This window comes from Thermotoga sp. (assembly GCF_021162145.1).
In the GTDB taxonomy this organism is placed as follows: Bacteria; Thermotogota; Thermotogae; order Thermotogales; family Thermotogaceae; genus Thermotoga.
On sequence record NZ_JAGGZH010000097.1, the window covers coordinates 1 to 12,459 of the forward strand.

Here is a 12,459-nt window from a genome sequence, read left to right on the forward strand (position 1 = left end):
ACTGGAGCTCTTCGAGTACATCTTTTTCCAGAAGGGTCTTCTCTTGCATGATCATTTCGGCTTCCAAACCGTAGACTCTGACAACGACGCGATGGTACTTCTTCGGTACAAACCTCAGGATTTCCCTCTCTCGGTCGCACACGAGTTTTAAGGTGGCAGACTGAACCCTACCAGCACTCAGGTTGGATTTGAAATTCCTCCAGAGTACAGGGCTCAGGGAATAACCAACAATCCTGTCCAGTATCCTTCTTGCAAGCTGGGCATGAACTTTGTTCATATCTATCTTTCTGGGATTTTTGACCGCTTCTTTTATGACTCTGGGAGTGATCTCTGAGAAGACGATCCTGTTTTTCTTTCCAAGGGTGTTCGTGAGCCTGGCCACATGCCACGCAATAGCCTCACCCTCCCTGTCTATATCGGAGGCAATTAGGATCTCTCCCTCTTTCGAAATGGCCTTGATTCTTTCGACAACCTTTTCCTTCCCTTTTATCACGGTGAACTGTGGTTCGAAGCCGTTCCTCAAATCAACACCGAATTTGCTCTTCGGAAGGTCCACAATATGTCCCATCGACGCGAAAACCTCATATTCGGATCCCAGGATTCCCTTTATCGTCTTCGCTTTCGCAGGGGATTCTACTATTATGTACTTCTTACTCATCCAGTTCTTCACCTCTTATGAATATCCTTCTTTTGAGACTCTTGTCGTACTCTGTCCACGCCTGATCTGAATTGGAATTCTCTATGATCTCAACGAACCTTGCAAGTTTGGAATCGAGGTTCTCTATGTGGTGAACGATCAATGCTTCTATGGTTTTCGGCACAACGGGAGATCCCCATTCTAGCTCCCCATGGTGAGAAAGAATGATGTGCTCTACCTCCAGCAACTTCTTCTCTGGGATACCAATTTCCCTTGCCTTTTCTCTCACCATCATGGCACCTATCGATATGTGCCCCTTCAATTCTCCCTCCGTAGTCACATTAATTCCAGATTCTGTCACAACGTACTCCTTCACCTTCCCTATATCGTGGAGGAGAGCACCAGTTATGAGAAGGTCACGATCCAGGGGATAATATTTGCTGATTTCCTTACATATCTCTGCGACCGTAACGCTGTGCTCTAAAAGTCCTCCTATGTAGGCATGGTGAACTCTCATCCCCGCGGGCGACTTGAAAAATTTCGCCGAGAATTCTTTATCGTCCACGAAAAACGCCCTCAACAGTCTCTTGTAGTCTCGATCTTTGATCTGATCTATTAACGCCCACAGTTTTTTCTTCATAATCTCGGGATTCTTCTTCGATTGAGCTACGAACTTCGTGAAGTCGTATTCGCCCTTCTTCAAAGGTCTGATGGCGTTGTAGTCGTTTTCTACGTTTATCTGGACTCTGTTTTCGAAGAAGACCACTCTTCCTCTCACTCTGATGACATTTCCTTCTTTCAACCTTTGATCGTTCAGTTCGGCGTTGTACCAGTCAACAGCCCTGACCGCTCCTGTTCGATCTTCGAGGGTCATTATCAAAAATTTCTTGTTGTCCTTCGTTTCCTGAAGTTTTTTGCTTCGAACTTTCAAAATGATTTCGATGTTGTTGTTGATGTGGTTCTTGAGGTCCTGAACGAAAAGTCCCTGGCCAAGCAAACTTTTTGGCATCAGATCTCCCAGTTTCAACTTACTCACTTCCCTTCTCACCAACCAATTTTTCCAAAAAATCAAAGTCCTCAACAGGATGCGGAAAAACAGCAAACGTTCCATCCTTGAAACGAAAAACGGTAGCCAACCCCTTCTTCTCCACACCCTTCACCGAAGAGAGGCTGAAGATCTTCTTTCCCAATTTCAACGTGCCCGTATCTTGATCGACTATGATCTCCTTTTTGAAGATGGAAAGTACCCACACACCGAAGATTATATCCAAAGTCAGGAAGAGATACCTCAGAAGAGCGAGGAGGGGTTTGTATAAAAGGAAAATTGTGAGGTCGAAGCTCACAACCCATAAGACAAGCAAGACGAACTTGTACCAAAACGGTGTTCTGAATCTTATTATCATGAACAACGCGGGCAAGGCGCCCGCTTACACCTCCGAGACCTGACCCACGTACTTTTTCACTTTACCGGCCTTCAAACAGGATGTGCACACTCTCATCCTCTTAACAGTTCCGTCCGGAAGGACAACGCGCACCTTCTGGAGATTCGGTCTAAACCATCTACCAGTCTTCTTGTTGGAATGGCTCACGTTATTTCCAGATCTGGGTGCTTTTCCGCACACTTCACACCTTTTTGCCATGATCACGCCCTCCTGTGGATTTGATTTTTTTTCTCTTCATGAGTATACCACAGTTACCTAGAGTACTTCATGTACTCTCTTATTTTCCTCTCCATTTCTCTTCTTTTTATTGCTTCTCTTTTGTCGTATTTTTTTCTTCCCCGGGCAACGGCTATCTCCACCTTCGCTATTCCTCTATCGTTGAAGTATATCTTCAGAGGAACGATGGTAATTCCTTCTTCCTGAACCTTCCCCATGAGTCTTTTGAGCTCCTTCTTGTGAAGAAGTAATTTTCTTGGTCTTTCTGGATCGTGATTGTGTATTCCTCCATGACTGTACGGTGGAATGTGGAGGTTCAAGAGGTACAGCTCTCCATCCCTGAACCGACAGAAGGAGTCTTTGAAACTGACCGAGCCATTTCTCAGAGATTTTACTTCAGTTCCGGTGAGGACGATTCCCGCCTCGTACGTCTCCAGAATATCGTAGTCCGTGTAAGCCTTTTTGTTAGTGGCCACCACCTTCACTCTACCACCCCAACCATATTCCTTCCAGATGATCTACTCTCCCGGGAGTTACTCTTATGAAATCCACCCTTATCGGTCCTTCTACATCGTTTTGGATCATGAAGATCCTCGCTGACCTTTCTATACTCCTAACCTTCCTTCGGTCGATCCTCTCCAGAGGATCCACTCTGCCAGTACCGCTTTTTACCTCTACGAAAACGATTTCCTTTCCATCCCGAGCTATGATGTCTATCTCTCCGTACCTTGTTCTGTAGTTTCTCTCCAGGATTCTGTAACCTTTCTTTTTCAGAAAATCACAGGCGATGTTTTCTGCCTTTTTCCAGTCGATCATCGGTGTATCCCCGGGACCTTTATGTGACTTTCCTTCTCTTCTGGGAAGTTCTTCACTATGAGGTCTCTTCCTTCAAAAAATCTGGGTTCGTTCGTTCTGAGCTCTGCGTTGTCTTCAATCGGTGTATACATTGGCTCCACGCCCTCCACGTCGACTTCGCTCAAAAGCTCGACATAATCGAGGATCTCCTGAAAATCCTTCATAAGGCTTTCTCTTTGCTCCTCCGAAAGCTCCAATCTTGCCAGATTTTCAAGATGAAGGACCAAGTCTTTCGTGACCTTTATCATTCTTCCATACCTCCTTCAGGTCGTCTTTCGAAACACTGGCTGCCCTTATGTTCTCGCTTTTGAGCTCTTCATAGAGCTCTTCCCTCAAAATTTTCACATGTTCTGGTGCCTCTATTCCGATTTTAACAGAATTTCCTTCGATTTTCAGAACGGTTATTACTATCTCATCACCTATTACGATCTTTTCTCCCACTTTTCTTGTGAGAACCAGCATACTATCACCCCAGTATCCTGTAGGTACCCCAAAAAAACTCCACCAGACCTGCCAGTTCCAGCTCCGAGATCACCTTGAGAACTTCCGACACGTCCCATCCCAGTTCCTCCACCAGATCATCCACGGATTTGGGAGAAACCTTCAAAGATTCGTAGACCATCTTCTGCGGCGGATCAAGTGAAAGATCCTTTTTTGAAGCAAGTCCAAGGTAAAACATCAAATCTTCCTCGCTTGTGAGGGGGCACGCTCCAGATTTAACAAGGTAGTTCGTTCCCTCACTTGTCTTCCTATCTATGTCACCGGGAACCGCGAACACATCTCTTCCGTTTTCCACAGCGAACTTTGCCGTTATCAACGCACCACTCTTCATAGGAGCTTCGGTGACGACAATCACTCTGGAGAGTCCCGCTATGATACGATTCCTCGCCGGGAAGTGATGTTTTCTCGGCCTTGTTCCCATTGGGTACTCACTGACAACACAGCCGCTTTTCAGTATTCGATTGAACAAAACCTTGTTCAACTTCGGATAGATCACATCCACTCCCGTGCCGAGCACTGCTACGGTTCTTCCACCGTTATCCAGTGCTTCTCTGTGAGCAACGGAATCTATCCCAAGGGCCATACCGGAGACGATCACGAAACACTCACACAGCAGCTTCACAAAACGCTTGGTGACACTCGTTCCGTAACCAGTCGGTCTTCTCGTTCCCACCACTCCCACACAACTTTCTCTGAGAAGACGGTCATCCCCCCGAACAAAGAGTACAGCAGGTGGAAACCTGGTCTTTCTCAGGGACTCTGGATAAGAGTCATCCCAGAAAGATATCAGCTTCACTCCGTATCTTTCTATAAGAGTTTTCTGTCCTTCAAACTCTTCTTCACTGCACCTTTCCCGAAATTTTTGTGCCTTCTTCGGATCGGAGTTTTTCAGGAAAGCATCCAACTCAAGTTGGGGCTCCAGCTCTGAAAATCTGAACCCGCCGTGTTGAACGAGTAAAGCAATCTCAAGAGGCGTCATTCTTGTATTCCTCGAGTATCTTCCTTATTTTCTCTTCCACACCCTGAGACCTTCCGGGAAGACATCTGTTGGGTTCTGCCTGCCCTTTCACGATCGCTTTCGCGTAAGCTTCACAACCAGCAAATCCACAGGCACCACAGTTTATTCCCGGAAGGACCTCCACTATCATCTTCACCCGGGGATCCTCTTCGACTCTGAACTTCTGCGCGGAATAGGCAAGAAATACCCCAAAGCCGAATCCCAAAACCGCCAGCAACAAGGTTGAGTACAGAACTTCCAACTCCGTCACCTCCTCACAGTTTCACCATACCCTGGAAACCCATGAACGCCAGAGAAAGAAGACCAGCGGTGATCAGGGCGATAGCAGTTCCCTTGAAAGATTCTGGAAGGTCATACAGGTCGAGTTTCTCCCTTATACCAGCGAATATCACCAATGCGAGAGCAAAGCCCAACCCGGAACCCAGTGCATGGAAGACGGCCTCAACAAAAGTAAGCTTCATAAGACTGTTCAAGAGCACCATTCCAAGAATTGCACAGTTCGTGGTGATGAGAGGGAGGAATATCCCCAGGGCCTCGTATAGATCGGGACTTGTCTTTTTCAAGAAAAGTTCCACAAACTGTACGAAAGAGGCGATGACCAAGATGAAGACGATCGTTCTCAAAAATTCCAACCCCGTGGCCATGAGGAGCTTATCCAGGAACCAGCTGATGGCAGCAGAAACCGTCATGACAAAGGTGACTGCGATTCCCATTCCTGTTGCTGTCTCCAGTCTCTTGGAAACCCCAAGAAAAGGACATATTCCAAGGAATCTAGCGAGAACGAAGTTGTTCACGAAAATAGCAGAAAAGAAGAGCAGAAACACTTTCATTTCGCTTCACCCCTCTTCTTCCTTCTCAAACCAACATAGGAGAAGAGTGCCGAGAGAAGTCCAAGTGTTATGTAGGCACCAGGCGGTAATATTTCCAAGAAGATCTTGATTCTCCAGATCTCGTATCCGAAGATAGTTCCATTTCCAAAGAACTCTCTCACACTTCCCAGAAGAACAAGGGAACCTGTGAACCCAAGACCCATTCCTAGACCATCGAGGAAAGAGTCAAAAACACCGTGTTTGGAAGCAAAAGCTTCTGCCCTTCCCATGATTATACAGTTGACAACGATGAGGGGGATGAACAGTCCCAACGTTTTCCATAGTTCGTAAGCGAAGCCGTGCATGAGAAGATCTATCAGGGTGACAAAGGACGCTATAACGACGATGAAAATGGGAATCCTGATCTTTTCAGGAACGATCTTTCTTATCAAGGAAACGACCACGTTCGACATGGTGAGAACCGCCGTGGTGGCAAGTCCCATTCCCAGACCGTTAATCGCACTTGTGGTGACAGCAAGAGTAGGGCACATTCCAAGAACCTGAACATACGTTGGATTTTCTTTTATGAATCCTTTCGTGAACTCCTTCAGACGACTCATTTCAGCACCTCCTCGGTCAAATACCTGTACATGAGGTTCAGGGCCGTTACAACCGCCCTCGGTGTGATGGTCGCTCCCGTCATAACATCACTCACCTTCACGATTCCTTTCTTTTTCAGCTCCTCCGGTGTCCCTTTCGGGGATCCGGCGTCCTTGTCTACCCTCAGCCCATTCTTCAAACCCTCCGGTGGAATGAGAAAGAACCTTCTCTGGACACTTTCTTCACCGATCCTCGCTCCAAGTCCAGGAGTTTCTTGAGAATAATCGATCACCCTGACAGAATTGAGTATAAGACCATTTTTTGTTTCCAGAAAACAGGCCACGGTAGTCACGTTCCCACCGAAACCGGGTGCGTAACCTGACAGAACGTAAGCCCTTCTCCCGTCCTTTGTTTCGAATTCGTAAACCGGACCCAGAACAGCTCCCTCCCTGTATTCTTTCAAAACAACCGTCTCTATTCCAGTTTTTTTCACCACTTCTTCGATCGTTTTCTCGTCCACCAGATATTCACCGGTGATAGGATCCTTCAAAACGAATTTGATGGCGTTCAACTTTGCCGCTCTATCTGCCTCCTGGATCTTTCCCTTCACACCCGTGTACACGACTCCGAGAAAGAGACCTGAAATGGCCGTGAAGATCATGAGAATCAGGCCAGTTTTGAGAATGTCCTTCATTCTTTCACCTCACCGAAGATACGAGGTCTGGTGTACCTGTCTATCAGAGGAACCAGTGCGTTCATGAAAAGAATGGAAAACGAAACACCCTCTGGATAGGCTCCGAAAAGTCTTATTGCCATGGTGAGAACGCCACATCCTACGCCGAAGATCACCTGACCTTTTGTGGTAACCGGGCTTGTCACCATGTCGGTGGCCATGAAGAGTGCGCCAAGCATAAGGCCACCGCTGAGAAGATGAAAGAGAGGATCACCGAATCTCGGATTCACCAAATAAGCTATGGAAGAGAACAGAAAAACAGTTCCTATGTAGGAAACGGGAATGAATATCTTCACTCTCCTTCTCAGAAGAAGATAGAAGAATCCCACGATGAGAAGAAGGGCACTCGTTTCACCGAGGGACCCTCCCACGTTACCTATGAACAGATCCCAGTAGGAAGTGATCACGCCGTGCTCTTTGAACAGAGCAAGAGGGGTAGCCGCCGTCATCACGTCCGCTGGCGATTTCCAAAATCCCGCGCCGGGCACGACCCAAGTGGTCATGTAGGTGGGAAAGGAGATGAGGAGAAAGGCCCTTCCAACGAGTGCTGGGTTGAACACGTTCTGGCCAAGCCCTCCAAACGCGTGCTTTCCCAGTCCCAGTGCAAAAACAAGTCCTATTAGAAAAGCCCAGAAGGGAAGCCTTGTGCTCACATTCATCGCAAGAAGTAAACCTGTAACTGCTCCACTTCCATCGGGCACGAAGTTCTTCACACCCCTCAGATACCTCATAACAAACACGTCGAAGAGCTCTCCAATCACTGCTCCCGAAACACAGAGAAAGAGAGCGTACCATCCAAAGAAATAGGCAGCTCCAATGACTGCGGGTGAGAGGGCAATGAGAACGTCCAGCATGATTTTTCTCACATCGTCCTCTTCTCGAAGATGGGGTGCATAGGCACTTGTCAGCTTCATTTTCTACCCCTCCTTGTGGCTCGATAGACGGTTTTTGCAAGTTTTATGTATCTCACGTGTTCTATCTTGGAAGGACAAGTGTACGTGCAGGAACCGCATTCTATACAATCCATGAGGCCGTTTTCCACCGCTTCATCGTATTTCCTCTTCGTGGACAAGAGGTAGAGCAGATAAGGCTGAAGGTTCATCGGGCATACCTGAACACACTTGCTACATCTTATACAGGGTTTTTGAGGCTGAGGTTTTCTCGGGAGAAAGACAGTTATCCCCGAGGTACCCTTCATGACAGGAAGATTGAGATTCGTGATGGAGACTCCCATCATAGGGCCTCCCAGGATGACCCGTTCTGTGTTTTCATCGATTCCTCCACAGTATTCCAAGACGTCCTTCACAGGTGTTCCAATTCTGACAATGAGATTCTTTGGATCCCTGACAGCGTCACCGCTGACAGTCATACCTCTTTCCACAAGGGGCTTCCCATCCACAACAGCTTCCTTCACAGCAACGCAGGTACCCACGTTTTGAACGACAACCCCAACATCCATGGGGAGGCCTCCCCTTGGAACTCTTCTTCTCGTTATCGCGTAGATGAGTTGTTTTTCTGCTCCCTGAGGATATTTGGTCCTGAGCAGGACAGCCTCAACGGGATATCCCTTGAAGACTTTCTTCAGATTGTGGTAGGCATCCATCTTGTTGCTCTCCACACCAACCACTGCCTTCTGAACTCCCAGTACTTTCATCATGATCAAAATCCCCTTGAGAATGTCCTCTGCCCTCTCCAGCATCAATCTGTGGTCTATGGTGAGGACAGGTTCACACTCTGCTCCGTTGATGATCAGAGTGTCTATTTTCTTCTCAGGGGGAGGAGAAAGTTTGACGTGGGTGGGAAACATGGCACCACCGAGCCCTACTATTCCAGCCCTTTTGATGACATCCAGAATTTCCTCTTTTGACATGCGTTCAAAATCGCCTGTTTCCAAGTGCATCCACTCGTCGTCGGAGGTCCTTTCTATGACGACAGCTTCAACGGACTTTCCAGCGATTGGGTGAAGAATCTTTTTTATCTCGATCACCTTTCCCGTCACAGGTGAGTGAAGATAAGCGGAAATGAAACCATCGGGTTCTCCTACTATCTGCCCTGTTTTCACTTCATCGCCGGGTGAAACCACCGCCTTGGAGGGACTTCCAGCATGGTTCAACAGAAAAACGTAGACTCTCTGGGGAAGTGTCATCCTCTCGATCGGTTTTTCTTTTGTCCATTCTTTTAGCTGCGGGGGATGTACTCCTCCTTTGAAAGTGAGCACACTTTCACCTCCAGTGCGCGTTGTAGATAGGACCTCTTGGGCTTTCGTTGTAATAGGGACGTGTGCAGTGCGGACATCCTCTTGTTCTGAACGCCTCTTCTGGAACACCACCAAACCATTTAACGTCGATAATTCTACCACTCTGATCGAAAATGATATCTTCTAGTGTTATCAGATTCTTTTCAAGAAGATAGGTTGCAAGCTGAACTTTTCTATAACGCTCGAGGGAAGGTCTTTCTTTCTTCTCCAAGGCAGTACCTTTTATGGGTGTGAAAGCAAAGAGGGAGAACGTAATTTTTCTTTCTCTTGTCCAGAGAAAAAATTCGATGATATCTCTGTCACTCTCTCCCAGACCTACTATGACGTGCGTTGTGATCCTCCCCGGGAACATCTCTGAGGCTTTTTCGAGAACGGAAAGGTGTCTTTCGTATTTTCCACCCCTTATTTTTTCAAAAAGATCCTTGTTGGGGACGTCCACAGCGATTCCTACTCTGTCGGCTCCTAGTTCGAAATACTTCACTACTTCCTCTAAACCGGCTGGTCTCACACTCACAGAGACGGGTATCGTGAACCTCGGAACGATGCGATGAAGGGCCTCCTTGTAACCTGGTTGAGAAACGACCTGAATACACACCCTCTTGAAACGAGAGTTCAATTCATCGAAAAGATCGCTGGAGATTTCTTTCCAGACAACGCGGGAGAGGAGGTACGAAGGAGAGGTAGAAGACCTCGCTTGGGCACAGTAAAGACAGTCGTAGACACACCTCTCACCGAGCATGAGGTACGCTGTGTCCATGTTGAACCGGATTTTGCCTTTCAACTTTTGAAGTGTTCCTACTGAGGCCCTGAGTACCATCGATTCACCTCGAACCTGTATTCTCTTCCCGATTTCTTCAGACATATGAAACCGTCCCTCACAGATACTTCGAAGTCGTTGTACGTCTCGGGAACAGGTTGGTTCACTTCTATTCTCATGAAGATACCCTCCGCTGTTCTCTTCGCGATCTCCCTCTCCTTGTACAGTACAAATCTCCTTCTAGCTTGAACCGCAACACCACAAACCATCAAAAAGGCCGTCGTCACAATGAGCAGTGCAAAAAGAGTCTCGAGAATCAATGAGCCTAGCTGAAGAGAAGATAGGACATAATCAGAAGAATCCCCATCACGAGCAAAGCCAGAATGAACGCCAGGAAAAAATCCGAACTCGTCACTGTCCGAACGGATTGTACGTACTTTCTCGAGTGCAACTTTTCCTCTTCTTTCGATGTTCTCTCCCCCTCCAGTATTTCTCCGATCTTTTCCATCCACTCTTCGTCGGATGTCTTCACTCTATTTTCCCCGTACTTTATCTTCAGGTTTGGAGACACCATGGCCTTTCCGTAGATACCCTCGTCAAATTCAATCTTCAGAAGGTAAAAGTTACCATTTTTCGTTCTTATGAGTTCTTTCGATACCAACCTTCCCGGTAGGCTCGCCACGTTTTCCGTTCCAAACTTTTCCCTGAGGAAACTCTTGAATTTTTCGGAAAATTCTCCACTTCCGTAGTTGAGAATCACGAAGTCCACCACGTCTTCAACGTCTATCTCTTTTATGGTGACACCGTTCAGGGGATCGAGAACAGGAAAGATCTCGGGGAGGTTTTTAAGATCCTCCCTTTGAAGAACGCTGAACACCGTTTCTGTTGAGAGTTCTTCGAAATGTTGTTTTACCACTTCGAGAGACACGTCTTCGAAGTTTAAAGGAGTAGCAACAACTTCCACCTCGACCTTCTCAGACCATTCTCTGAGGATATCGGAGATGAACACTTTTAAAGCTTCGTAATCACCACTTTCAGTCAGTCTGAACAACTCACTACCGATAAGACGAAGGTTCTGTCTTCTAGACTGGATCAACCAGAAATCGAAGAACTCGTCCGTCAAAGCAGAGCCCTCCAAAACCTCTTTCAAGGCTTTCTCTTTTTTTGCCCTGAAATCTTCGAGAAAATCCTCGAAGCTTCCGGTGAGGTCGACGGAATACTTCTTCGCATATCGACCAGGAACAACGAAGAAATCGTATTCGGGAATCTGATTCAGTTTTCCAAGAAAGTAGCCTTGAACGACCTCCGATGTCAACTTTGAAGTTGCCCTGAACTTCACAAAGTAAAGATCCACTCACCATTCCTCCCCAGACAGAACATAGTCACCCGACTCTAGCTTCTTTGTTTTGAAATCCTTGGGCTTCACACCAACACCTATGACACAGTTTTTTCCAATTATCACGTCGTCCGGGATCGTTGAATTCATGCCCACCACCGTTAAAAGCCCCGTGTATATCTTAGGGTCGAGTCTGTTCTCAGCATCTTCCCCCACACCCATTCTCACATTGTTTCCTATCTTCACATTTTCCGCGACTATTACGTTTTCCAGATGACTATTTTCCCCTATTTCCGTTCTTGTCATGATCACAGAGTTTTTCACTACGGTACCCCTTCCAATCCTCACCCCTTGAAAGATCACGGAGTTAAACACCTCTCCGTAGACTTCTGCTCCTTCACTAACGAGGGAGATAGAAGTTTTGGCCTCTGGCGCCACGTAGGCTGGTGGCATCTCCTCAGAGTGGGTGAAAAATCTCCAGTTTGGGTCGTAAAGGTTGAAAGATGGCACAGGTAACACAAGCTCCAAGTTTGCCTCCCAGTAGGATCTGAGAGTCCCCACGTCTCTCCAGTACCCATCGAATCTGTACGCGTAGAGGGATCCTTTGTTCTCCTTCAAAATCTTTGGTATCACATCCTTTCCGAAATCATGTGAGCTGTTTGGATCGTTCTCAGCTTCTATGAGAACCTTTTTCAGAAACTCGTAATTGAACACGTAGATCCCAAGAGAAGCAAGATTCGAACGGGGCCTGAGAGGTTTCTCTTCGAAATCCACGATTCTTCCCTCAACGTCTGTTATTATAATGCCGAATCTGCTTGCTTCTTCCAGCGGAACCTCCATGCAGGCTATTGTGCCGTCTGCTCCTTTCAACAGGTGGTAGTCTATCAGATCGTTGTAGTTCATGGCGTAAACATGGTCACCGGAGAGAACCAGAACGAGTTCTGCGTCGTTCTCTTCCAGAAATTCCAGGTTTTGATACACCGCATTCGCTGTTCCTTTGTACCAGTCGGATTCATTCCGTCCAACGTACGGTGGCAGGATTTCGACCCCTCCATCTTTCCTGTCCAGATCCCAAGGTCTGCCTATACCTATGTGCTTCGCCAGAACGTGCGGTCTGTACTGTGTAAGCACACCAACTCTGTATATACCGGAGTTTACACAGTTGCTCAGCGTGAAATCTATGAGACGGTATTTCCCTCCAAACGGTACAGCAGGTTTTGCTATCCTTTCCGTGAGAACACCCAGCCTCGCTCCCTGTCCGCCTGCCAAGATCATTGCAACCACGTTTCCCATGATGT

Annotated in this window: 19 protein-coding genes; all 19 read right to left on the reverse strand. The window is 47.1% G+C overall.

Features of this window, described 5'->3' with window-relative positions:
- On the reverse strand, window positions 1-658 hold a 658-nt coding region (locus J7K79_RS06025), incomplete at its 3' end, for a DNA topoisomerase (protein ID WP_296906311.1).
- Window positions 651-1,664 (reverse strand): HD domain-containing protein, encoded by a 1,014-nt coding sequence (locus tag J7K79_RS06030; protein WP_296906313.1) that lies wholly within the window; start codon window positions 1,662-1,664, stop codon window positions 651-653. The genes J7K79_RS06025 and J7K79_RS06030, both read right to left, overlap by 8 nt.
- A 1-nt stretch (window position 1,665) precedes the next feature.
- On the reverse strand, window positions 1,666-2,055 hold the full coding sequence (locus J7K79_RS06035) for a hypothetical protein (protein ID WP_296906315.1): 390 nt from the start codon (window positions 2,053-2,055) through the stop codon (window positions 1,666-1,668).
- A gap of 9 nt (window positions 2,056-2,064) precedes the next feature.
- Complete coding sequence (rpmB, locus tag J7K79_RS06040; RefSeq protein WP_296906318.1) at window positions 2,065-2,277, reverse strand: 50S ribosomal protein L28; 213 nt, start codon at window positions 2,275-2,277, stop codon at window positions 2,065-2,067.
- A gap of 53 nt (window positions 2,278-2,330) precedes the next feature.
- Window positions 2,331-2,780, reverse strand: coding sequence for an SsrA-binding protein SmpB (gene smpB, locus J7K79_RS06045; protein WP_296906321.1), 450 nt, complete (start codon window positions 2,778-2,780; stop codon window positions 2,331-2,333).
- Between the two features lies 1 nt (window position 2,781).
- Window positions 2,782-3,111 (reverse strand): YraN family protein, encoded by a 330-nt coding sequence (locus tag J7K79_RS06050; protein WP_296906323.1) that lies wholly within the window; start codon window positions 3,109-3,111, stop codon window positions 2,782-2,784.
- The gene (gene gatC, locus J7K79_RS06055) at window positions 3,108-3,398 is read right to left on the reverse strand and encodes an Asp-tRNA(Asn)/Glu-tRNA(Gln) amidotransferase subunit GatC (RefSeq protein ID WP_296906326.1); all 291 of its coding nucleotides are present in this window, start codon (window positions 3,396-3,398) and stop codon (window positions 3,108-3,110) included. Before gatC ends, J7K79_RS06050 begins: the two co-directional genes overlap by 4 nt.
- Complete coding sequence (gene csrA / locus J7K79_RS06060) at window positions 3,361-3,612, reverse strand: carbon storage regulator CsrA (protein WP_296906329.1); 252 nt, start codon at window positions 3,610-3,612, stop codon at window positions 3,361-3,363. The genes gatC and csrA overlap by 38 nt, the downstream gene beginning before the upstream one ends.
- Before the next feature lie 4 nt (window positions 3,613-3,616).
- The gene (gene dprA / locus J7K79_RS06065; RefSeq protein WP_296906332.1) at window positions 3,617-4,630 is read right to left on the reverse strand and encodes a DNA-processing protein DprA; all 1,014 of its coding nucleotides are present in this window, start codon (window positions 4,628-4,630) and stop codon (window positions 3,617-3,619) included.
- Entirely contained in the window at window positions 4,617-4,910 is a 294-nt protein-coding gene (locus tag J7K79_RS06070; RefSeq protein ID WP_296906335.1) for an RnfABCDGE type electron transport complex subunit B, read from the reverse strand. Before J7K79_RS06070 ends, dprA begins: the two co-directional genes overlap by 14 nt.
- 13 nt (window positions 4,911-4,923) lie before the next feature.
- Window positions 4,924-5,499, reverse strand: a complete 576-nt coding sequence (gene rsxA / locus J7K79_RS06075) for an electron transport complex subunit RsxA (RefSeq protein ID WP_296906338.1) — start codon at window positions 5,497-5,499, stop codon at window positions 4,924-4,926.
- The gene (locus tag J7K79_RS06080; RefSeq protein ID WP_296906341.1) at window positions 5,496-6,098 is read right to left on the reverse strand and encodes an electron transport complex subunit RsxE; all 603 of its coding nucleotides are present in this window, start codon (window positions 6,096-6,098) and stop codon (window positions 5,496-5,498) included. The genes rsxA and J7K79_RS06080 overlap by 4 nt, the downstream gene beginning before the upstream one ends.
- Window positions 6,095-6,772, reverse strand: coding sequence for an RnfABCDGE type electron transport complex subunit G (locus J7K79_RS06085; protein WP_296906344.1), 678 nt, complete (start codon window positions 6,770-6,772; stop codon window positions 6,095-6,097). Before J7K79_RS06085 ends, J7K79_RS06080 begins: the two co-directional genes overlap by 4 nt.
- The gene (locus J7K79_RS06090; protein ID WP_296906347.1) at window positions 6,769-7,725 is read right to left on the reverse strand and encodes an RnfABCDGE type electron transport complex subunit D; all 957 of its coding nucleotides are present in this window, start codon (window positions 7,723-7,725) and stop codon (window positions 6,769-6,771) included. Before J7K79_RS06090 ends, J7K79_RS06085 begins: the two co-directional genes overlap by 4 nt.
- The gene (gene rsxC, locus J7K79_RS06095; RefSeq protein ID WP_296906350.1) at window positions 7,722-9,029 is read right to left on the reverse strand and encodes an electron transport complex subunit RsxC; all 1,308 of its coding nucleotides are present in this window, start codon (window positions 9,027-9,029) and stop codon (window positions 7,722-7,724) included. Before rsxC ends, J7K79_RS06090 begins: the two co-directional genes overlap by 4 nt.
- A gap of 4 nt (window positions 9,030-9,033) precedes the next feature.
- The gene (locus J7K79_RS06100) at window positions 9,034-9,885 is read right to left on the reverse strand and encodes a radical SAM protein (RefSeq protein ID WP_296906353.1); all 852 of its coding nucleotides are present in this window, start codon (window positions 9,883-9,885) and stop codon (window positions 9,034-9,036) included.
- Window positions 9,864-10,004 (reverse strand): hypothetical protein, encoded by a 141-nt coding sequence (locus J7K79_RS06105; protein WP_296906356.1) that lies wholly within the window; start codon window positions 10,002-10,004, stop codon window positions 9,864-9,866. Before J7K79_RS06105 ends, J7K79_RS06100 begins: the two co-directional genes overlap by 22 nt.
- A 146-nt stretch (window positions 10,005-10,150) precedes the next feature.
- Window positions 10,151-11,179, reverse strand: coding sequence for a DUF4899 domain-containing protein (locus J7K79_RS06110; RefSeq protein WP_296906359.1), 1,029 nt, complete (start codon window positions 11,177-11,179; stop codon window positions 10,151-10,153).
- Window positions 11,180-12,454 (reverse strand): glucose-1-phosphate adenylyltransferase, encoded by a 1,275-nt coding sequence (locus tag J7K79_RS06115; RefSeq protein ID WP_296906361.1) that lies wholly within the window; start codon window positions 12,452-12,454, stop codon window positions 11,180-11,182.
- Window positions 12,455-12,459 lie beyond the last annotated feature (5 nt).

What these genes read in the sequence shown, in the direction of transcription:
- rpmB (WP_296906318.1), bottom strand. Translation starts at nt 2,277, where the DNA reads ATGGCAAAAAGGTGTGAAGTGTGCGGAAAAGCACCCAGATCTGGAAAT.
- J7K79_RS06050 (WP_296906323.1), bottom strand. Translation starts at nt 3,111, where the DNA reads ATGATCGACTGGAAAAAGGCAGAAAACATCGCCTGTGATTTTCTGAAA.
- gatC (WP_296906326.1), bottom strand. Translation starts at nt 3,398, where the DNA reads ATGATAAAGGTCACGAAAGACTTGGTCCTTCATCTTGAAAATCTGGCA.
- csrA (WP_296906329.1), bottom strand. Translation starts at nt 3,612, where the DNA reads ATGCTGGTTCTCACAAGAAAAGTGGGAGAAAAGATCGTAATAGGTGAT.
- dprA (WP_296906332.1), bottom strand. Translation starts at nt 4,630, where the DNA reads ATGACGCCTCTTGAGATTGCTTTACTCGTTCAACACGGCGGGTTCAGA.
- rsxA (WP_296906338.1), bottom strand. Translation starts at nt 5,499, where the DNA reads ATGAAAGTGTTTCTGCTCTTCTTTTCTGCTATTTTCGTGAACAACTTC.
- J7K79_RS06080 (WP_296906341.1), bottom strand. Translation starts at nt 6,098, where the DNA reads ATGAGTCGTCTGAAGGAGTTCACGAAAGGATTCATAAAAGAAAATCCA.
- J7K79_RS06085 (WP_296906344.1), bottom strand. Translation starts at nt 6,772, where the DNA reads ATGAAGGACATTCTCAAAACTGGCCTGATTCTCATGATCTTCACGGCC.
- J7K79_RS06090 (WP_296906347.1), bottom strand. Translation starts at nt 7,725, where the DNA reads ATGAAGCTGACAAGTGCCTATGCACCCCATCTTCGAGAAGAGGACGAT.
- J7K79_RS06100 (WP_296906353.1), bottom strand. Translation starts at nt 9,885, where the DNA reads ATGGTACTCAGGGCCTCAGTAGGAACACTTCAAAAGTTGAAAGGCAAA.
- J7K79_RS06105 (WP_296906356.1), bottom strand. Translation starts at nt 10,004, where the DNA reads ATGAGAATAGAAGTGAACCAACCTGTTCCCGAGACGTACAACGACTTC.
- J7K79_RS06115 (WP_296906361.1), bottom strand. Translation starts at nt 12,454, where the DNA reads ATGGGAAACGTGGTTGCAATGATCTTGGCAGGCGGACAGGGAGCGAGG.